This window comes from Flavivirga eckloniae (assembly GCF_002886045.1).
In the GTDB taxonomy this organism is placed as follows: Bacteria; Bacteroidota; Bacteroidia; order Flavobacteriales; family Flavobacteriaceae; genus Flavivirga; species Flavivirga eckloniae.
Window position 1 is genome coordinate 1,146,502 of the sequence record NZ_CP025791.1, and the last position, 21,218, is coordinate 1,167,719.

The 21,218-nt window shown below is 34.5% G+C and carries 16 protein-coding genes; 7 read left to right on the forward strand and 9 right to left on the reverse strand.

The features are described 5' to 3' along the window. Positions 1-16: 16 nt before the first annotated feature. The 7 genes from C1H87_RS04650 to hpf form a co-directional block, all read right to left on the reverse strand. On the reverse strand, positions 17-3,280 hold the full coding sequence (locus C1H87_RS04650; RefSeq protein WP_102754697.1) for a SusC/RagA family TonB-linked outer membrane protein: 3,264 nt from the start codon (positions 3,278-3,280) through the stop codon (positions 17-19). Between the two features lie 577 nt (positions 3,281-3,857). Continuing rightward, a complete protein-coding gene (locus tag C1H87_RS04655; protein ID WP_102754698.1) occupies positions 3,858-4,343 on the reverse strand; it encodes a hypothetical protein in 486 nt (161 codons plus the stop codon). A gap of 92 nt (positions 4,344-4,435) precedes the next feature. Further along, positions 4,436-5,656 (reverse strand): FecR family protein, encoded by a 1,221-nt coding sequence (locus C1H87_RS04660; RefSeq protein WP_102754699.1) that lies wholly within the window; start codon positions 5,654-5,656, stop codon positions 4,436-4,438. Between the two features lie 91 nt (positions 5,657-5,747). After that, complete coding sequence (locus C1H87_RS04665; RefSeq protein ID WP_102754700.1) at positions 5,748-6,278, reverse strand: sigma-70 family RNA polymerase sigma factor; 531 nt, start codon at positions 6,276-6,278, stop codon at positions 5,748-5,750. A gap of 277 nt (positions 6,279-6,555) precedes the next feature. Further along, positions 6,556-7,086 (reverse strand): RNA polymerase sigma-70 factor, encoded by a 531-nt coding sequence (locus C1H87_RS04670; RefSeq protein WP_102754701.1) that lies wholly within the window; start codon positions 7,084-7,086, stop codon positions 6,556-6,558. A gap of 176 nt (positions 7,087-7,262) precedes the next feature. Continuing rightward, positions 7,263-7,622, reverse strand: a complete 360-nt coding sequence (locus tag C1H87_RS04675; RefSeq protein WP_102754702.1) for an MmcQ/YjbR family DNA-binding protein — start codon at positions 7,620-7,622, stop codon at positions 7,263-7,265. A 21-nt stretch (positions 7,623-7,643) separates the two neighbouring features. Then, the gene (gene hpf, locus C1H87_RS04680; protein WP_102754703.1) at positions 7,644-7,943 is read right to left on the reverse strand and encodes a ribosome hibernation-promoting factor, HPF/YfiA family; all 300 of its coding nucleotides are present in this window, start codon (positions 7,941-7,943) and stop codon (positions 7,644-7,646) included. Positions 7,944-8,094: 151 nt separating this feature from the next. Between hpf and C1H87_RS04685 the strand changes: the two genes are divergently transcribed. From C1H87_RS04685 to C1H87_RS04700, 4 genes are all read left to right on the forward strand, one after another. Beyond that, on the forward strand, positions 8,095-8,667 hold the full coding sequence (locus C1H87_RS04685) for a non-canonical purine NTP diphosphatase (RefSeq protein ID WP_102754704.1): 573 nt from the start codon (positions 8,095-8,097) through the stop codon (positions 8,665-8,667). A 71-nt stretch (positions 8,668-8,738) separates the two neighbouring features. After that, positions 8,739-10,958: a RelA/SpoT family protein gene (locus C1H87_RS04690; RefSeq protein WP_102754705.1), complete on the forward strand. Its 2,220-nt coding sequence runs from the start codon at positions 8,739-8,741 to the stop codon at positions 10,956-10,958. 26 nt (positions 10,959-10,984) lie between these two features. Next, on the forward strand, positions 10,985-11,437 hold the full coding sequence (locus tag C1H87_RS04695) for a Fur family transcriptional regulator (RefSeq protein WP_102754706.1): 453 nt from the start codon (positions 10,985-10,987) through the stop codon (positions 11,435-11,437). 12 nt (positions 11,438-11,449) lie between these two features. Beyond that, on the forward strand, positions 11,450-12,736 hold the full coding sequence (locus C1H87_RS04700; protein ID WP_102754707.1) for an adenylosuccinate synthase: 1,287 nt from the start codon (positions 11,450-11,452) through the stop codon (positions 12,734-12,736). A 138-nt stretch (positions 12,737-12,874) separates the two neighbouring features. On the opposite strand, the gene C1H87_RS04705 is transcribed toward C1H87_RS04700, so the two are convergent. Together C1H87_RS04705 and C1H87_RS04710 are read right to left on the reverse strand one after the other, a co-directional pair. Continuing rightward, on the reverse strand, positions 12,875-14,737 hold the full coding sequence (locus C1H87_RS04705; protein ID WP_102754708.1) for a BspA family leucine-rich repeat surface protein: 1,863 nt from the start codon (positions 14,735-14,737) through the stop codon (positions 12,875-12,877). Positions 14,738-15,051: 314 nt separating this feature from the next. Further along, the gene (locus tag C1H87_RS04710) at positions 15,052-16,269 is read right to left on the reverse strand and encodes a BspA family leucine-rich repeat surface protein (RefSeq protein WP_102754709.1); all 1,218 of its coding nucleotides are present in this window, start codon (positions 16,267-16,269) and stop codon (positions 15,052-15,054) included. Between the two features lie 281 nt (positions 16,270-16,550). Between C1H87_RS04710 and C1H87_RS04720 the strand changes: the two genes are divergently transcribed. The 3 genes from C1H87_RS04720 (at position 16,551) to C1H87_RS04730 (ending at position 21,094) form a co-directional block, all read left to right on the forward strand. Beyond that, positions 16,551-18,347 carry an OstA-like protein gene (locus C1H87_RS04720; RefSeq protein ID WP_102754711.1) on the forward strand — a complete coding sequence of 599 codons (1,797 nt, stop codon included), beginning with the start codon at positions 16,551-16,553 and terminating at the stop codon, positions 18,345-18,347. 17 nt (positions 18,348-18,364) lie between these two features. After that, positions 18,365-19,543: an aspartate aminotransferase family protein gene (locus tag C1H87_RS04725; RefSeq protein ID WP_102754712.1), complete on the forward strand. Its 1,179-nt coding sequence runs from the start codon at positions 18,365-18,367 to the stop codon at positions 19,541-19,543. A 162-nt stretch (positions 19,544-19,705) separates the two neighbouring features. Beyond that, positions 19,706-21,094 carry a tetratricopeptide repeat protein gene (locus tag C1H87_RS04730; protein WP_102754713.1) on the forward strand — a complete coding sequence of 463 codons (1,389 nt, stop codon included), beginning with the start codon at positions 19,706-19,708 and terminating at the stop codon, positions 21,092-21,094. Positions 21,095-21,218 lie beyond the last annotated feature (124 nt).

Here is a 21,218-nt window from a genome sequence, read left to right on the forward strand (position 1 = left end):
ACATCTAATTTTCATGTTAAAAACTTAGTTCTAATCCTACTGTAAAGTGTCGCAACACAGGAAGCGTCATGACTCCTGAGTGTTCCGGATCTGCCTTTAGGGATTTTGTAATCGTTAAGAGGTTCTGTCCTTGGAAAAAGATATTGGCATCCAATCCAGGAATGAACGCTTTTGGAATAGTATAACTTAAAGAGACATTTCTTAGTCGGATAAAGGAAGTGTCCGTATACATCGCACTACTATTACGATAATTAGAAAAAGCAGATATTGCCTCACTACCTACGACACTATATCTCTGTACCGGAGCCACATCTCCATTTTTCTGCCAGCGATTTAATACAGACTCGGGTTGATTAAAAAAATCGCCAGGATAACTTGAATTATAGAAAACATTAGTTCCTCTTTGTTTCTTAAACTGGAAAAATATATCCAAGTTCAGGTTTTTATAACTAAAACTATTGTTAAGACCTCCATGAAACTCTGGAGATGTATCCTCAATCCATTGGCGATCTTCCGAAAGAGCACTTGGATCTATATCGCCATCTTTATTATAATCTTCAAACTGATACACACCTGTCTCCGGATCGACACCGGTTGCATGATACAGCTTCTGAATACTTAAGGGCTGCCCAACTACAAACTGATCTGCAAAAGTAGACTGCTCCAACCCATCAAATCTTACCAGCTTGTTTTTGGGTATCGAAATATTAAAAGTTGTGGTCCATTTAAAATCGTTCTTTTCAACATTTGTAGACCGAAAGTCTATTTCGAAACCTGTATTTTCTACCGTAGCATCAAAGTTGGCATTCACAGAATTAAAACCAGTAGTTCTAGGTAAAGGAATTCCAATCAGTTGGTTTGAAGAGCGATTACTGTACCATGCAGTTGTAAATAGTACGCGATCTTTTAAAAAGCCCAATTCCAGACCTACTTCAAACTTTGTGGTTTCTTCCCATCCAAATGTTGGATTGAATAACTTGTTTGGCAGTAGTATTGATGCGATATAACTTCTATCATTCAAAGTAAAAGTATCGTAGGTATTATAAAAGCCATAATCCCCTATATTATCACTACCTGTAACCCCATAACTGGTACGGAGCTTCCCATAACTTAAAAACTCATAATCTTCTAAGAAAGTTTCTTCTGAAAAGATCCAGGCTGCTCCAACAGCGCCAAAATTACCAAATTGTCTGCCAGGTCCAAACCGACTGGAGCCATCCCGTCGACCTGTAAGATTCATAATATACTTCCCTGCCCATTTAAAATTTAGTCTCCCAAATATGGCATGGTAATTATATTTGGATTCTTGATCTATCCCATCTTCGATTTCAATGGCTGCGAAAACATCCAGGATTTGATTGTTATTTTGAAACCCTTGTCCCGTTATACTAACCTGGTGTGTTAAACGTTGCTGGAATGTGGTTCCTACCAGAATATTAAAATTAGCTTCGCCCCAGTTCTTTTCCCACTTAACCTGTGGTTCCACATTCCAGGATTGGCGCGAGGCATTATTAGTAACAATCGACGACCCATTAGCACTTGTAAACCCAAAATCAGGATTAAACATCGTATGTCGAGATGCCTTATACTCCTCCCTGCGGTAATCTGTGTAACCTAAATTGGCCTTGAATTCCAGATCAGGTATGGGGTTATAAGAAATCACTGTGCTCAATAGAAGACTTTTATTCTTTGCTCGATATTCCCCTTCTAATAGCCTCAATGGGTTATCTACTAATGATAGAGTCCATCCATTCCAATTCAAATTGCCTTGGTCATTATAAAGGTCCGGAGCATTTGGTGCCAAGTTATAGGCTTCTACTGTAAGCTCACCAAGCGGGAGACGATTATCGTCAACAACATAATTCGTTAAGACATTTACCTGAAAACGCTCATCTGGTGATTGGTGGTTTATATTGCTTTGTACCGAAGCCTTTCCATATTTTGAATTTCCGGGAAATACTGTAGTTTCATTTTGATAACTGCCACTAAATAAAAACTGTGTCTGTTCATTACCTCCTGAAAAAGATATCTGTCCCATATTCCGATTAGCTGTACCTCCTATAAGCTCCTCTTGCCAATCTGTATAACGATTTTGATCCCAATCAAATAAGTCCGGCATAATTTCTTGTATAGCATCCGGTGCCGTTTCAGGTGTGTAACCATCATTAGCAAGCGCTTCCAATCGCATGTTTAAATATTGCTCTGTATTTAATAAATTTATAAAACGAGGCACGCTTGCCAGTCCCGTAGAGACATTAACTCTAATTCGGGTTTTTCCTTCTTTACCTCTTTTAGTCTTGATAAGCACTACACCATTGGCGCCACGTGAGCCATAAATAGCCGTGGCATCTGCATCCTTTAACACTTCAACGCTTTCAATATCAATAGGATTTATTAAACTAAGCGGGCTTTCTTTTGGTAAGATAGAATTAACAAGAGGAAATGACAATGATTTGGAACTATAAGGAACACCATCTACGATGTAAAGTGGTTCTGTATCTGCATTTATAAAGTTTTTACCACGTATCTCAATCTTATAACCGCTACCGGGAAGTCCTGTGTTTTGAACAATATTGACTCCCGGAATATAACCATTCATAGCTGCTAACGGATTAGATACGGGTTGCCTTTCTATGGTTTTAGCTTCTATTTTATAAACACTTCCTGGATTCTCTCGTTGAGATCTTTCATAGTAGTGCCCCACGATTTCTACAGTTTCTAATTTATAGACATCTTCTTCTAGGGTAATATTAATACTATTTTGATTACCGATTGTGATCTCCTCTGTTTTATAACCTAATGATGAGAATACTAAAACTGTTTTTGGGTGAGCTTCAGTAATGCTAAACCGACCATCGGAATTGGTGACAGTTCCTTTACCCGATCCTTTTATTAAAACGGTAGCGTCCATTATGGCTTGACCAGCCTGATTTTTAACTACACCAAAAAATCTTCGTTGTGAGTTTTTATCTTCATTTGTTTTTTTCTTAATAAAAATACTTTTCCCCACTATCTTGAGATCAAAAGCCTCGGTTGGAATACAGGTATTTAATAACTTTTTAACACGAATAGTTCCTTTTTTGAGCACAACTTTAGGATAGTCTTTAAACCAATCTTCTTCATAAAAGAACGAAAAATCCGCTTTTGTAATAATATCGAATACCTTATAAACGGTCACCTCCATGGTTGAATCTATAACAACCTTGGTGTTTTGAGAGTTAGTATGTTTTGGTGTAAAACTGAAAAATGTGACACAAAACAACAGTATAAATGTGCGCATAATAAATTTTGAGAGTGTTTTTATTAAATAAAAACATGGTTCACCTAATTTCTGTAATTTGACTGCTATTACTTAATTAAAAAAGTTTAGTTAAGTAATAAACACCAAAAAAAGGGAATGTAATCTTAAACTGTTAGACGTAAGTTACATTCCTTCCTTCTTAATATTTTTTATGCTTGTTTTATTTTATATTCATTTTATTTGTTCAGTTTTAATTTTTTAAAATAGTCATGCCCTTTTTCATGAGGTTAGTTCGTGCGTTTTTATTAAGTTTCGGATAAACCGATTTGTCTTCAATTTATATTATTCTTATCTTTCTCATTCATACTGATATGATTCATAAACCATCAGTTTTATTTTGCATAAGCTTTTTTTAAGATACTATACTTAATCAAAAAAGGGAAAAGATGATTTAAATTTTTTTATCTCTCCAATTTAATAAATCTAAAAACATTCTTGTTCCCTTTTTTTAATTGATTTTTTATTTTATTTGTTTTTTATGCGCTTTTGTCTCTCGTTAGCTGGTTGTTCGTCCATCAAAATAATCCACAAGATTATTTTTTATACGTTCCATGCCCTATTTATCATTCATACTGTTTGGTTTCTGCACCGCACTAAACTGTAAATCTTTAAAAAAATACAAACCTTTTTTTAGACGGCTGGCCTCAGCACTTTTACTTTTAACCTGTAACACCTTTTCGTGTAAATCATTAAATACTTGTATAAACTTAAAGCCTGAGACATCTTTTACATCCAACATATATTCTACCGAATCTGGATCATCATTATTATTAACTTTTGTTTGAAAAGAATCGGCTAATACATCATCAATTTCAATCGCAGATGCTTTTACTGTAAAGGAAATGGTATCGATACAATTTAGACCAACGGAGATGAGATTTGGGGCTTCACCTCCTGTTGGGCCTAATTGGGACAATCCTAGTCCTGATACACCTGATAAGGTTACGATAATATCACCATCTATTTCTGTGACACCATCTCTGTTACCGGTGGTATTCGTATCAAAATCAAAAAATTTGAATAAAATTATATTTGTTTTCATGGGTAGGGCCATTTAATCGTTAGTTTAATTTTTTTGTTTTATCTCTAGCTCATTCTTTAAAATAGGCTCTAGGTACTTTTACATAATGTCTTCTACCTAATAATAGTTAATGTTTTATCTTTTATATAATAGTCATTGATGCTATTTGAGTGTTTAATGAATGTCATGACCTCTTCTATTGAAAAGCTTTTCTTAAATGACCCCGTAAACACTTTATCTTCCGTTTCTTTGTTTTCAAATATCACTTTCATATCATACCAACGGGAAAGGTCTTTCATGATATTTTTTAAGGTTTTTTTTCTGAAACTAAATTTGCCTTTTTTCCAAGAGATGTCTTTGTACGTATTGTCAACTGTTGTTACGCTTAAGTTGTTATTTTGGATGTCTAGATTTAATTGTTGGCCAGGCACAAGATGTTGTTTTTTATCTTGGAAGTCAACAAGTACTTTGTCTTCCACTAAAGAGGTATAAGTATTTGTTTTAACAAGCACCTTGCCTTCTACTAAAGTGGTATAAATATTTGTTTCATCTTTATAGGCCTTGATATTAAACTCGGTTCCTAAAACTTCGACTTCTTGATATTGATTGTACACATTAAACTTCGCTCCTTGGTGTAATGTACTTGGTGACACATCTAAATAGGCTTCGCCATAAATAAGCTCCACTCGCCTATTTTCCATACCATTAAATGTTACTGGATATTTTAGTTGGGACTCAGAATTTAGCCAGATTTTAGTACCATCTGATAGTTTTATTTGAAACTGCCCCCCTCGAGGAACCGTTAATATGTTATAAGCAATATCTTTTGTTCTTGTTTCTAAGTGGTCTGCCAGATATATTATTTCTTCACCGTTACTATTAACGTTACCTGATTGGTAAACTTGACCTTTTTCTAAATACACTTCAGAACCGTCATCCAATGTTAAAATTGCTTGGTCTGTGCCTATTTTAATATTGTTTTCTGCTGTAACTACTGTATCAATTTGCAACCCTTCATTTTTATTTAAAAGAAATACAATGCCAATTAAAATGACTATAGATGCCGCAATCGCTCTATACCAAAACGTTTTTGGTTTGAAGTAACTTTGTTTTTCTTTACCGATTATCGTTTCCCAGGCTTTTTGTTTATTTATTTTCTTTCTAAGTTCTAGACGTTCTTCTCTTTTGCTTTTATTTTTTATACTGGAAAGGATGTATTCTTTATCATCTTCGGTAAGCTCATTAAATTCCTCTAAATCAATTGGGGCTTCACCTTTTAATAACGAAGCTACAATCTTCTCCGAAAGTGATTTGATTTTATCTGAATTGTTCATAATTTTTTAAGAATTAATAATCTCTTATATTATAATAACGTAAGGAAAAAGAAAGGGAGGGGGTAAAAAGTTTAAAAAACTTAAATAACTTTTAAATATCTCTTATATAACTGAAAGTTTTTCGGAGTGTTTTATAGGCTTCTTTCTTATACCCCTTAACCGTATTAACGGCTATGCTCATTTTTTCTGCTATTTCCTTGTTCTTATAATCTTCAATACTTAATCTCATAACCTCTTCTTGTTTATTAGGTAGTGATTTCAATGCGCTTTCAATAAGATCTGATGACACTGTTATAACGTCTTCCCATGGAAAGTAATTTTCTTTTTGTAGCGTTTTCAATTTCTCCAGAGAGTGCGTCTCAAAATATTTTACGTCTTTACTTCTTAAAAAATCGATAGCCTTATTAATTACCATTTTATAAATATAGCCTTCAATCTTGTCTTCATTTTCAAAGGGCACCTTTTTCTCCCATACTTTTACAAAGACCTCCTGAACGATATCTTTAGCCTGATCTAAATCTTTAATATACTTATATGCTAAAAGACAAAATGGTTCATATAGACGTTTGAAAACCTTTTCAAACTCCTTCAAAGTTAACTTGTATGTCTTGTTTTGATCCATCTATTCGCTAAAAAAATGTTCGTAAGAGAAACATCCATTTTAAATAAGAACGATCACTGTATCTTTGGGGATACTAAAAATTTGTCTTCAAAAAAACTTAGCAATGAATTATCTGTTTTTTCCAGAATAATAAAGGATTTAATTTTATCTGAACCGTCAAAAAATCAAAAAATAATTACGTTTGCACATCTCTGTATATAGTCGTTTAAAATTGTATACAGTTGTTTATAACTATAACGTAAAGAAAAAGAAAGAGAGGGGGTAAAAGATTAAAAAATTATTTAATCCTTAAGTAACTTAAAGCTTTTCGGAATTTTTGGTATGCCATTTTCTTATACTCCTTGACCGTATAAATGGATATGTTCATTTCTTCGGCTATTTCTTTGTTTGTATAATTTTCAATGCTTAATCTCATAGCCTCAGCGCATTTGTTAGGCAGCGATTTCATTGTTTTTTCAATAACATCCGATGTTTCTATTAGAATAGCTTCCGATAAAAAGTAATTTTCCGTTTGTAGAGTCTCTAAATCCTCTGAAGTATAAGCCTTAACATCTTTAGCATATTTGCTTCTTAAATAATCGAGGGATTTATTTTTTACCGCAGTATAAAAAAAGCCTACTATCCTATCTTCGTCACGAAACACAACCTTGTCTTCCCACACTTTTATAAACACATTCTGAACGATATCTTCAGAAACACCTAAATCATTAACGTACTTATGGGCAAAAAGACATAGTGAATCGTATAGACGATTGAAAATCTCTTCAAACTCCTTCGAGGTTAACTTGCGTAGCTTGTTTTGATCCATCTATTCGTTTTAGAAAAGGTCCTTAGGGAAAACACCTATTTTAAATAACGATCACTGTACCTTTCGGGGTTTAAAAATACATGTTTAGGAAACTGTTAGTATAATTAAAGTCTTTCCGAAAAAACAAAGAATTTATCGAAATGAATTATTAAGGTGTCTTTTAAATATTTAGTTAGTTATAAATTCTCTAATTCTAATCGCTCTTTCTTGGTAAGTTTAGCTACAACTAAGTTATAGGAAACATCCAACCATTCATATAAGATTTTATCTGGAATTGAGCCATCAACCACAACGCTACTCCAATGCTTTTTACTAAAATATGACGGCTCTTGTAAGGCATCATACTGCGCACGAAGTTCCTCTATAGTTTCCGGCTCGCATTTAATACTAAAACTTTTAAACGTATCTACATCTGTAGCCGTAAACATTTTCCCTTTTACCTTAAAGACAAGAACACTGGGTAGCTTAGGAAATGGGATAGATTCGGTTACTCCTTTTTTAGATAAGCAATACTGCCTATACGTTTCAATATTCATAAATATATATCTGAACCTTGATTAATGCGTTTTAAAAACCTCTTTCCTTTTCTGCAACTGACGCTCTAAATCACTAATGGTTTCTCTTACCGACACTTCAAAGTTACGTTCGTTAGATGTTGCAAAAATACGAGGCCCAGGTAAACTCAACTCTATATTACAAATCTTCCCAGTATCATGTTGGTTCTCATCCTGTTTAAAGTACACTGTTGCACTTATTAAAAACTCGTACTTCTTAAATATTTTCTTTAACTTTTCTTCTGTAAACTTTGAAAGTGTTTCACTTACATCTACTCCAACATATTGAATATTTACTGTCATATCTATTTCTCTTTATTGGTTTTAATTATGTATCTAAAATACACGAATTTTAAGTAATTAACCGTAACAAAAGTCATAAAAAAGTCATAAAAAAATTTTTACTTATAAATCAATATATATGTATTTTTGAAGATTAAAATTTATTTCATTCATGCAACTCGTTTTCGCAACCAACAATCTTAACAAAATAAAAGAAGTACAAGCCTTAATTCCAGAGCATATTAAGCTATTAAGCTTAAATGACATTGGATGCCTAGAAGATATTCCCGAAACCCAAGATACCATTGAAGGCAATAGTATTCAAAAGGCAACTTACGTAAAGAAACATTACGGCTATGATTGTTTTGCCGACGATACCGGACTGGAAGTAGATGCTTTAAACGGTGCTCCGGGCGTGTACTCTGCTCGTTATGCAGGCGAACAACGCGATGCTAATGACAATATGGATAAATTACTAACTGAACTAAATGCTAAAACCAACCGAAACGCACAATTTAAAACCGTAATCACACTTCAACTTAATAACAAACAACATACCTTTACTGGTATTTGTGAAGGAGAAATAACCAGCTCCAAAAGTGGCGAGCAGGGTTTTGGTTACGATCCTATTTTTAAGCCAAAAGGACACCAAGAAACGTTTGCAGAAATGGATTTAAAGCTAAAAAACAGTATCGGACACCGTGGTAAAGCCATTCTTCAATTAGTAAATTTTTTAAATGCTTAATCTTAATAAAAGAGGGATAAAAAACCAAATTTCATGTTGGTGATTAATATTCTTTATGTTACTTTTAATTTATGACAGAGGAAGATATAGAAAAAGAGAATGCAGCAATTACTAAAGCCTACAAAGAATTATTAAAAGTTAGTTACACGACATTATCTGATGATGATAAAAAACTAATTCGTAAAGCTTTTGATGTTGCCATAGACGGTCATAAGGATCAACGTAGAAAGTCTGGTGAAGCTTATATTTTTCACCCTTTAGCTGTAGCTAAAATAGTGGCCCAGGAAATTGGGCTGGATGCCACATCTATTGCAGCTGCCCTACTCCACGATGTTGTTGAAGATAGTCCGGATTATACAGTAAAAGATATTGAGAAACTTTTTGGAAAAACTATAGCCACTATAGTAGATGGACTCACAAAAATATCCTCACTAAGTAAGGAAAAAGACATGAATGTGTCTTTGCAAGCAGAAAACTTTCGTAAAATGCTGCTTACCCTTAATGACGATGTTCGAGTTATTATAATAAAAATTGCAGACAGACTCCATAATATGCAAACCATGGAGTCTATGCGTCCCGATAAACAAGAAAAAATAGCTTCGGAAACCTTATATATTTATGCGCCCTTAGCACACAGAATCGGTTTGTACAATATAAAGACCGAACTGGAGGATCTTGGTTTAAAATATACAGAACCGGATGTTTATAATGATCTTTTCGATAAAATAAAAGAAAGCAAGGAAGAGCAAGATACATATATTGAAGAATTTAGTGAAGTTATAAAAACCTCATTAAATAAAGAAAATTTTGAATATACTATAAAAGGACGCCCAAAGTCTATTTTTTCCATTCGAAAAAAAATGCTTAAACAAGGCGTGTCCTTTGACGAAGTTTACGATAAATTCGCAATACGGATTATTTATAAAAGCGACGAGGTTAATGAAAAGTTTTTCGCATGGAAAATATACTCTGTAGTAACAGACCATTTTCGTCCCAACCCCATACGTCTCCGCGATTGGATTTCTTCACCTAAATCTACAGGCTACGAGGCTTTGCATATTACCGTTATGGGGCCAAAAGGTCGTTGGGTTGAAGTTCAAATACGTAGCGAGCGCATGAATGAAATTGCAGAAAAAGGCTATGCCGCTCATTACAAATACAAACAAGGAAGCGAAAAAGAAGACAATTTAGAAAGCTGGATTAATAAACTACAGGAAGCCTTAGAAAACCCAGATATCAATGCTGTAGATTTTGTTGAGCAATTTAAACTCAACCTCTATTCGCAAGAAATATTTGTGTTTACGCCCACAGGAGAATTAAAATCCTTACCTAAAGGTGCCACATCCTTAGACTTTGCTTTTAACATTCATACCGAAGTTGGTATGAGAACCAGAGGTGCTAAGGTTAATGGTAAATTGGTACCGTTGAGCCATGAACTACAAAGTGGCGACCAAGTAGATATCTTAACCTCAGAGAGTGCCAAGCCTAATGCAAACTGGTTAGACTATGCTACCACGGCCAGAGCTAGAAGTAAAATTAAATCTGCTTTAAGAGAAGATAAAAAACGTATTGGCGAAGATGGTAAAGAAATTCTTAGAAGAAAACTAAAACAACTAAAAATTACGCTGAATGAAGCTTCTACAAACGAACTAGTTAATTATTTTAAGCTTAGAACGAGCCTCGATCTGTTTTATAGAGTCGGCATTGGTACTATCGACAATACCATGCTTAAAAACTATGCAACGTCCAGAAGTAACGTTTTAATGAGTTTTATTAAAAATAAAATTTCAAGAAAAACAGTTATTAATAAGGAAGAGTTAGAAAAAGAAGAAGTTACAGCCAAATACGATTCTTTAGTTTTTGGTAAAGAGGAAGAAAAACTAGACTATAAAATATCGAATTGCTGTAACCCGATTCCGGGCGACGACGTTTTTGGTTTTCTAACTGTTAACGAAGGAATTAAGGTACATAAAAAAAATTGTCCCAATGCACTTAGTTTGCAATCTAATTATGCTTATAGAATTATGTTGGCCAAGTGGGTCGACTCTTCCCAACAAGAATTTTTAGCCCAAATTAGAATTACAGGAATAGATCATATTGGACTGGTAAGCGACATTACATCTATTGTTTCAGACAACATGCATGTTAATATGAAAAGCCTAAGTTTTGAAAGTGAAGATGGGTTATTTTCCGGAAAAATCAGTGTAATTGTTAAAAATAACACGATAATTAAAAAACTTTTGGAAAAACTTAAAAAAATTAATGGTATAGATAAGGTTACCAGAGTGTAAAAAAAGTGTAAATTTGCGATGGAATTATGAATGCAAAGGCAGATACAAAAAATCAAGACATAGTTAAAAGCGTATTTACCAGCTTTTTAGAAGGCAACGGGCACCGCAAAACCCCCGAAAGATACGCTATACTGCAAGAAATTTATAACAGTACGGAACACTTCGATATAGAATCGCTATATCTTACTATGAAAAACAAAAAGTATCGTGTGTCTCGTGCTACACTTTATAATACCATAGAATTGCTTCTGGAATGTGGTTTGGTAAGAAAACATCAGTTCGGACAAAACCAAGCCCATTACGAAAAATCGTATTTCGACAGACAGCACGATCATGTGATACTTACAGACACTGGGGAAGTTATAGAATTTTGTGATCCCAGAATACAATCCATAAAAAAAACTATCGAAGAAATTTTCGATATCGAAATCAATAACCATTCACTCTATTTTTACGGAAATAGAAAAACAACTAAATAATTAATTTTTACGATGGCAGTAGATTTACTACTAGGACTACAATGGGGAGACGAAGGCAAAGGAAAAATTGTTGATGTACTTACCTCTAACTACAATATTATTGCTCGTTTTCAAGGAGGTCCAAATGCAGGACATACTTTAGTGTTTAACGGAAGAAAACATGTTTTACACACCATTCCTTCAGGAATATTTCATGACGATGCAACTAATTTAGTCGGTAATGGCGTAGTTATAGACCCAGTTATTTTTAAAGGAGAGCTGGATAAGTTAGAAGAACAACATGTAGATTACAGAAAATCCTTGGTAATTTCTCGTAAAGCCCACATCATTTTACCTACGCACCGCTTATTAGATGCGGCAAGCGAAGCTTCTAAAGGAAAAGCTAAAATAGGTTCAACCCTAAAAGGCATTGGTCCAACTTACATGGACAAAACCGGCAGAAATGGTATTCGTGTAGGTGATTTAGAACTAAGTGACTGGAAAAAACGTTATAGAGCTTTGGCTGATAAGCACGAATCTATGATCGCTTATTACGATGTAGATATAGAATACGATTTAGCAGAACTTGAAGTAGAGTTTTTTAAAGCCGTTGAAACTTTAAAATCTTTAAAATTCATAGATTCTGAAGAATACATTTATCAGGCTCAAAAATCAGGACAAACTATTCTTGCCGAAGGTGCGCAAGGCTCGTTATTAGATATTGATTTTGGAACTTATCCGTTTGTAACATCAAGTAATACAACAGCTGCAGGAGCTTGTACCGGATTAGGTGTATCACCAAACCAAATTGGTGAAGTATTCGGTATATTTAAAGCTTACACAACCCGTGTAGGTTCTGGACCTTTCCCAACAGAGCTTTTTGATGAAGATGGTAAAACTATGGCACGTGTCGGTAATGAATTTGGTGCTACCACAGGACGTCCAAGACGTTGTGGCTGGTTAGATTTAGTTGCCTTAAAATATGCATGTCAGGTTAATGGTGTTACCCAATTAATGATGATGAAAGGCGATGTACTTTCTGGTTTTAAAACCTTAAAAGTATGTACCGCTTATAAATATAAAGGTGAAACCATTAAACATTTCCCTTATAATATTGAACCGGAAAATGTAGAGCCTATTTACACAGAAGTGAATGGTTGGGAAGAAGATTTAACTACGATGTCTGAAACCTCTCAATTACCACAAGCCTTAAACGAGTATATCGACTTTTTAGAAAAAGAATTGGAAATTCCTATTACTATTGTTTCTGTAGGACCAGATAGAAAACAGACTATTTTTAGGGAGCAGTTGGTTTCTTAAAAATTATAATATTTTTTATAAAAAAAGCCTTGTAAATTCATTATTTACAAGGCTTTTTAGATGGTTTAGCAAAGAACTATAAAAGCGACTACTCTATTTTATTTAAGGTATAGAACTACCATCAACAATTCTTGTAGCTTATTCCGGCAATCCGTTTACAACCCATCCATCACTTATTAGTGCTTTCATCGCTGTCAATGCCTCTTTTGAAGCAGGCATAACATCTGCATCCAATACAACATTTTTTTGATGTGGTTGATTCGCAAAATTGATTAACGCCTGCTCATAATTTTCAACAGAAAATGAAACAGCTCCGGTAAACATCTCTTTCATATTTGTTACATTTCCAATGTTCCAATTGCTAACATCAGGCTCAGCCAATGTGGCTCCTTTAAACATTTTCCACATATCTGTTACGTTCGAAACATCCCATTTACTCACATCTGGATCGGCAGATACAGCGTCTTCAAACATAAATCTCATAGTTGTTACGTTCGAAGTATTCCAGTTACTTACATCTGGGTTCGCTAAAGTTGTGTTTTCAAACATAGACTGAAAACTTGTAACATTTGAAACATCCCAATTACTAACATCCGGATCTGCTAAGGGTGTATTAGCAAACATATAATACGCTCGTGTAACATTTGAAACATTCCAATTGCTTACATCGGGGTTTGCAGATAGTGCCCCATCAAACATACGTCCCATTGTTGTTACTTTAGAAACATTCCAGTTACTCACATCAGGATTAGCTAATTGAGAATCATTAAACATATTGGCCATAACGGTTACGTTTGAAACATCCCAGTTACTTACATCAGGATTAGCCAACACAGTCTCTTCGAACATAAACCTCATATTGGTTACCTTAGAGACATCCCATTTACTAACATCGGGGTTAGCCGCTTTTGCTCCACTAAACAAAAAAGACATATCTGTTACATTAGAAACATCCCAACTACTAACATTGGGATTCGCAGATTCTGTATCTGAAAATACAGAAATCATTTCAGTTAAATGTGAGACATTCCAGTTACTAACATCTGGATTAGCAGATAAAGCTTTATCGAACATTCCATTTATACTTTCTACTTTTGAAATATCCCATTTACTAACATCTGGGTTCAATAGTTGTGTTTCCGAAAACATAGCTGTCATGTCTGTTACATTTGAAACATCCCAGTTACTAACATCGGTTTTACCTAATGTTGCTCCGTAAAACATATAAGCCATGTTTGTTATGGTTGAAACATCCCAATTACTTGTATTCAATGCTTCAGCATGAGCCCTATAAAACATTCCGCCCAGACTTGTAGTTTTACTCAAATTAGGAGCATCGGTTGCCCGGACAATAAGGTTGGTACAATAATAATACGACTGATCCATAGATTCCCATTCTCCAGTTCCCCATTGATCTATAGAGATAATTTTATCTCGATTCTCTGGCTCCGAAACGGAAAAAAGAATATAGGGAAAGCGTCCGCTAATTCGAATGGTATGCTCTCCATAAGACTTAAACTTGTGCGTTACATCACCAGTGATTCCGATTTCATCAACAATGCCATCATTATCCCAGTCAATATTATAATCATATTTATAAAAAGGCCATGTAGGTATAGTTATTTCCTCTCCTATCCAGGTAGTAATAAACTCTGTTCCTGGGGCAGGTTGGTTTTCTACGGCTAGAATCCATTTAAGAGTTTTTCCTTCCGGTGTTTCTGCTTTAATGGTAACTTCTCCTAAAGCAACACCTTTAACAAGCCCTGTGTCATCTACCGTTGCGACTGAAGCGTCATCACTGCTCCAAATAATATTTTTATTTCCATACGGCATATCGGCTAGTTTCAATTGTCTTGTTAATCCTTTTAAAACAATTTTAGTTTCTATCTCTTTTTCTACCGTTTCTTTTTTTAAGGCAGCCTCGTCGGGCTGCTCTTCTTTTGAGCATGATACCATAACTAATACCGTACATAGCATTGCAATTTTAAATAGTTTAATCATAATTTGGGGGTTTTAAGATTTTTAAGTTGAAACTGTTATAAACTTAGACAATATAAAACCCCACTTAAAATTAATATGGTCAGTGGGGTTGTTTTCATGGTTAATTAATAAAATGAAATGGTGAATGGCATCCTTAAAAAAGCAGCCTCATAATTACAATTTACTTAATTAAAAAGCCCCGCAGTTACTAAAAACGACGAGGCTTTCGAGGCTATATAAGGTCTAAAAAGCTGTTACTATTTAATTTATCAGGTTGTGAGCTATTAAACTGTAACTAAAAGTAGAACATACTTCTTGGGCCTTTTCACATTATATTATGGCGTATTATTACCATCCTTTATAATCCAACCGTCATTAATTAAAACTTGTCTTGCAGCTATTGCTTCGGCAGATACAGCCGTCGCTTCTGTTGTAAGTAACATATACCCTCGATGCGGCTGGTAAGCAAAGTTTATTAAAAGTTTCTCGTAATTTGCATTAGAAAATGCCGGAGCTTCCCTAAACATACCATTCATGTGGTAGAGACTAGTTATTCTCCATTTACTTACATCGGGGTTTGCAGATTTCGCTCCGCTAAACATACCGTCCATATCTATAACTTTTGAAACGTCCCAGTTACTTACATCTGGATTAGCCAATACTGTTCCTGCAAACGTATGATCCATTTTAATCACATTTGAAACATCCCAGTTGCTTACATCTGGATTAGCCGATGTTGCCCAAGCAAACATTAAACTCAGGTCATATGCACTGGAAACATCCCAATTACGCACATCAGGATCAGCCGATACCGCCGCCATGAACATTTGATCCATGTCTTGCACTTTTGAAACATCCCATTTACTAACATTAGGATTGGCCGATTTTGCGTGATAAAACATAGCTTCCATGTCTATAACATTTGAAACATTCCAATTACTTACATTTGGGTTGGCAAATGATGTTTCTCTAAACATATGTGACATATTGGTAATATTTGAAACATCCCAATTACTCGCATCAAAACTACCTACGCCTGAATTATAAAACATTGCTCCCAAAGAGGTTGCTTTACTTAAATTTGGAGCATCGGTTGCCATTATTTTGAGGTTACTGCAAGATGTAAAAGCAAAACTAAAGCTTTCCCAGGCATTAATTCCCCATTGGTCTATTGAGATAATTTGATCAGCATTTTCCTCACTGGAAAGATTAAAGTTAATTGAAGGAAACAAGCCTGTAATTCGAATAGTATGTTTTCCAGGTGTGTCGAATGTATGAGTTACATCGCCCGTAATTCCGGTTTGGTCTGCAATGCCGTCGTTATCCCAATCAACATTATAACTATAAGTATTAACAGGAGCTGTAGGTATGGTAATCTCTGTACCTTCCCAGGTAGTAATAAACTCAGAGCCTTTTGTAATTTTGGCTACTTTTCCTTCTAGAGCTTCGGGTGAAATTGTGTCTGCACTTGGTTCTAAGTTCGGTTCTTCCTTAGAACAAGAAACTAATATGGCAACTGTAAGTGCCATTGTAATTTTAGATAATTTAATCATAATTTGGGGGGTTAAAAATTTATTTTTATTTCATATAAACTTAGTCAGTTAAAAAAGTACAGTAAAATTAATATGGTAAACAGTATCGTTTTCATGGTTAACCAATACAAAAAAAGGGTAAGCGATTTCTATAACTACACATAAACCATTTTTATTTATTTTAAATTGAATCTTGTTTAAAAAAGGGCATTCAAAAAATATTTTACTCAAATCATAAAAAAATGGTAACACATAATTAAACATTATTATAATCGTTATTTTTGCGACAAACTTTTTATATTTTGAACAAACTACACGTTTTACTTTTTATTCTTCTTATTGGATTTGTTTCAATAACAAAGGCACAAGAGAAAAAGAAAATAGAAATTAAGTATTCGGGATTTTTACACGTAGATGAAGAAAATTATCCGGGCGCCAAAGTTTTAACGCGCGACGATGCGCAGCAAGTACATATAGAACATAAAGGAGCCAACATGTGGTGCGATAAAGCCATACACTACGGCAAAGAAAACTTTATTGAGGCTTATGGTAATGTAATCATAAAACAAGGTGATACCATTAACATGACTTCAAAATATGTTGAGTATAGCGGTGCAACTGGCTTGGCCTTTGCCAGTGGCGATGTTATTTTAAAAGATCCAAACTCTACAATATCTTCAGACACTTTATATTTCGATCGTATTAAGCAACAAGCCTATTATAAAAATGGTGGTACGGTTGTAAAAGACTCTTCTGGAACGATTACCAGTAAAATTGGGCGCTACTACATGGCCATACCAAAATATCAGTTTGTTGAAGATGTAGTACTGGTAAACAAGGAATCAACTATTAACTCTAATTTTTTCGATTTCTATCCAGATAGTGGTTATGCTTATTTATATGGCCCTTCAACAATAACAACCGAAACAAGTGTTACCTATTGCGAAAAAGGATTTTACGACACCAAGAGTGACGTAGGGTATGCTGTAAAAAAAGCAAGAATTGATTACGACAACCGTATTGTAGAAGGAGACAGCTTATATTTTGATAATAATACAAGTTTTGCTTCGGCAAGTAACAATATAAAGGTTACCGATACCATTAACAATAGTGTTATAAAAGGCCATTATGCCGAGGTTTTTAAAGAAAAAGATTCCGTATTTATTACCAAACGCGCTTTAGCTATTACCAAACAAGAAAACGATTCTATTTATATACACGCCGATAAGATTATGGTAACCGGCAAACCCGATCACCGTATTGTCCGGGCTTATTACAATGCTAAACTATATAAAACCGATCTTAGCGGAAAAGCAGATTCCATATGTTCAAATCAAAAAACCGGGATTACCGAATTAATAAACTTAGACCGATTTTCGTCCAGAGATAAGTTTTCTACCAAACGTAGACCTATTCTCTGGAATGTTGCAAACCAAATGACTGGAGATACCATTCATTTAATTTCAAATTCCGAAACAGAACGCATAGACTCCTTAAGAGTTTTCAATAATGCCTTTATTATTAGTAAAGATACTATAAGCGAAAACGGATATAACCAAATTTCCGGTATGAGATTAATTGGGTTGTTTAACGACGAGAATGAATTACGACAAGTAGATATTATTAAAAACGCCCAATCTATTTTTTACACACGTAACGATAAGCAAGAACTTATAGGTATAGACAAAGCTAAATCCGGAAGCATATCCATGCTTTTTGCCGATGGCGATATTGAAGAATACAACAGAATAAATCAAGTTGATGGTAAACTGCATCCAGAATCTAAATACCCTGAAAAAGAAAAGATTTTAAAAGGTTTTGATTGGCGCGAAAATGAACGTCCCATGAGTGTTGAAGATCTGTTTAGTGACGACCCACCTCTGGATTTACCAGTTATAAAAGGGTTGGAAGATTATGTTCCACAAGAGGATTTCTTTGATGAAGACATGCGAAAACGTGTTGAAGCTGCCGATAAAAGGGATAAAGCTGACAAAAAGACACCTTCGAAGGCGTCAAGGCATATACCTGCTCCTATAAAAAAGGTGCCAAAACCTGCATCAATACCAAATGTTTTAAAAAAGACTGAAGAAAAAAGTTAAGGTTTAGGTTAAAAATAATGACGTCTGATTTTTTTAAATATCAAGCACAAACAACCCCTCACCCATTGGCTATGGAAATTTCCCATGCCAATGGTTCTTATATTTACGATATTAATAACAAAGCCTATCTGGATTTTGTTGCTGGTGTTTCTGCTTGCCCCTTAGGACATAATCACCCTAAAGTTATAAATGCTATTAAAAAGCAACTGGATAGCTATTTACACGTTATGGTTTATGGCGAATACATATTAAAACCAGCCGTAGAACTCACTAAATTATTAGCAAAAAACCTACCCCTCCCTTTAGAAAAAACATATTTAACCAATTCTGGTACCGAAGCTATTGAAGGTGCCTTAAAACTAGCTAAACGAGCTACTGGGAGAAGTCAAATCATAGCCGCAAATAAGGCATACCATGGCAACACCATGGGGTCTATGAGTGTTATGGGGTATGAAGAAAGAAAACAAGCCTACAGACCACTACTTCCCGATGTGCAATTTATTTCATTTAACAATGAAGCCGATCTAGAGCACATCACCACAAAAACTGCATGTGTTATCTTAGAAACCATACAAGGCGGTGCTGGTTTTATAGCACCTCAAAATGGGTATCTAGAAAAGGTAAGGAATCGCTGCAACGCAGTAGGTGCACTTTTAATTTTAGATGAAATACAACCCGGTATTGGCAGAACAGGAAAACTCTTTGGTTTTGAGCATTATAACTGCACTCCAGACATATTAGTTACTGGTAAAGGTTTAGGCGGCGGTATGCCTATAGGCGCTTTTACAGCATCTGCCAAACTCATGGACTTATTGCAGGATAAACCTAAACTAGGACACATTACCACTTTTGGTGGCCACCCGGTTATAGCGGCATCTGCCTTAGCGACCTTACAAGAAATTACAGAAAGCAACCTCATGCATGACGCATTGGAAAAAGAAACGTTGTTCCGTCAACTTTTAGTCCACCCGCTCATTAAAGAAGTTAGAGGTATAGGGCTCATGCTTGCTCTTATAATGACTTCAGAAGACATTGCAAATACCCTAATTCTTAAATGCCAAGAAGCAGGTTTAATACTATTCTGGCTCCTTTTTGAACCTAAAGCTGTAAGAATTACGCCTCCATTAACCATTACAAATGAAGAAATAACTAAAGGGTGTGCTATAATTATTGATGTTTTAAACAGCATCTCATAACATTTTTGTCAGTTCAATGTTCTGAAAACCACAATAAAGGGTGACAAACTTAGCAAAAGGCATAGTTGTTGATTACTTTGTTAAAAACATTTGCTTTGTCTGTCGACATAAAGACAAATAGAAGCTTAAATTTATTCGAAGTAGAAACTTATAAAAGTGCTTATGGAGTTTAGTCATAATGACAACAACAATTTGCCTCTATCAAAATTTGAATCGATGTTAAAAACAAACCATGTTTTGTTTTTCGATTCAGAAGAATTTGAAAACATTATTCACCACTATCTTAATCAGGGAAAGATTGCCTTAGCAAAAAAGGCTATCAAATTAGGATTAGACCAGCACACCACCTCAATTAACTTAAGGCTTTTTAAAGTTGAAGTTTATGTATTAGAAGATAAGTTAATAGAAGCAGATACCTTACTTAACGAACTCCATAGTTTAGATCCTACGAATGAGGAAATCTACATTCAAAAAGCAAATATACTATCGAAAAAAGATGAGCACCAACAAGCCATTGATGTATTAAAAAGAGCATTAGAGCTTACCGACGATGTTGTAGACTTATACTCTCTAATTGGTATGGAGTATTTGTTTTTAGACCAATTTGAAGAAGCCAAAGTGTACTTCATGAAATGTTTGGAAGTAGATTTAGAGGATTATTCAGCACTATATAATGTTATCTATTGCTTTGAGTTCTTAGGACAGAATGAAGAAGCCATTACCTATTTAAATATATTTTTAGATAAAAACCCGTATTGCGAAGTAGCCTGGCATCAATTAGGAAAACAATACTACGCATTAGGCAATTATAAAAAAGCCCTTGCTGCTTTCGATTTTGCAATTATCTCAGACGATTCCTTTGTAGGAGCATACCTTGAAAAAGGAAAAGTTCTTGAAAAATTGAACCGTTACGAAGATGCTATCGAAAATTACAGTATTTCCTTAAAACTAGACGAACCAACATCCTTCGCTTTATTGCGTATTGGTAGTTGTTACGAACAGTTAAAAAATGATAGTTTGGCAGTTCAGTACTATTATAGAACCGTACATGAAGATCCCTTATTAGATAAAGGGTGGATTGCCATAACGAAGTATTACAACAGAAAGAAAAATTACCAAAAAGCTTTGTACTACATAAACAAAGCAATCAATATAGACACCGAGAATGTTATCTATTGGAAACTATACTCGCAAATTAACCAACGCCTTAATCTTTACGAAGAAGCAGAACGCGGATTTAAAAAAACTTTAGAGTTAGGAAATTACGAACTCAACACATGGCTATCTCGAGGTGATTTATTAATTAAACTCGGCGAATCACAAGCCGCTATTTATAATTTTGAACAAGCTTTGGAATTTTATCCAGAAAACGCAGAATTGGAATATCGTCTGGCAGGTTTATACTTTTCTTTAAATGAAATTGACAAAGGTACTTTTCATTTAAAAAACGGTATACGCTACAATGAAGATTACGCTTTTATAATTGAAGAACTTTTCCCCGAAGTGTCCAATAGAATCTTGGTAAAAAAACTACTTAAAACAAGTCTATAAGCTAACGTATCATATAATTTTGTTATCCTTTAAAGAAATTAGAGATACATTAATATAAAGTTATTCTTTCTCCCTATAGAATTTTTAATAGCAGCATATTAAAACATACCTTTGATTATCATTT

Coding starts and splice junctions, on each gene's coding strand:
- C1H87_RS04650 (WP_102754697.1), bottom strand. CDS start 3,280: ATGCGCACATTTATACTGTTGTTTTGTGTCACATTTTTCAGTTTTACA.
- C1H87_RS04655 (WP_102754698.1), bottom strand. CDS start 4,343: ATGAAAACAAATATAATTTTATTCAAATTTTTTGATTTTGATACGAAT.
- C1H87_RS04660 (WP_102754699.1), bottom strand. CDS start 5,656: ATGAACAATTCAGATAAAATCAAATCACTTTCGGAGAAGATTGTAGCT.
- C1H87_RS04665 (WP_102754700.1), bottom strand. CDS start 6,278: ATGGATCAAAACAAGACATACAAGTTAACTTTGAAGGAGTTTGAAAAG.
- C1H87_RS04670 (WP_102754701.1), bottom strand. CDS start 7,086: ATGGATCAAAACAAGCTACGCAAGTTAACCTCGAAGGAGTTTGAAGAG.
- C1H87_RS04675 (WP_102754702.1), bottom strand. CDS start 7,622: ATGAATATTGAAACGTATAGGCAGTATTGCTTATCTAAAAAAGGAGTA.
- hpf (WP_102754703.1), bottom strand. CDS start 7,943: ATGACAGTAAATATTCAATATGTTGGAGTAGATGTAAGTGAAACACTT.
- C1H87_RS04685 (WP_102754704.1), top strand. CDS start 8,095: ATGCAACTCGTTTTCGCAACCAACAATCTTAACAAAATAAAAGAAGTA.
- C1H87_RS04690 (WP_102754705.1), top strand. CDS start 8,739: ATGACAGAGGAAGATATAGAAAAAGAGAATGCAGCAATTACTAAAGCC.
- C1H87_RS04695 (WP_102754706.1), top strand. CDS start 10,985: ATGAATGCAAAGGCAGATACAAAAAATCAAGACATAGTTAAAAGCGTA.
- C1H87_RS04700 (WP_102754707.1), top strand. CDS start 11,450: ATGGCAGTAGATTTACTACTAGGACTACAATGGGGAGACGAAGGCAAA.
- C1H87_RS04705 (WP_102754708.1), bottom strand. CDS start 14,737: ATGATTAAACTATTTAAAATTGCAATGCTATGTACGGTATTAGTTATG.
- C1H87_RS04710 (WP_102754709.1), bottom strand. CDS start 16,269: ATGATTAAATTATCTAAAATTACAATGGCACTTACAGTTGCCATATTA.
- C1H87_RS04725 (WP_102754712.1), top strand. CDS start 18,365: ATGACGTCTGATTTTTTTAAATATCAAGCACAAACAACCCCTCACCCA.
- C1H87_RS04730 (WP_102754713.1), top strand. CDS start 19,706: ATGGAGTTTAGTCATAATGACAACAACAATTTGCCTCTATCAAAATTT.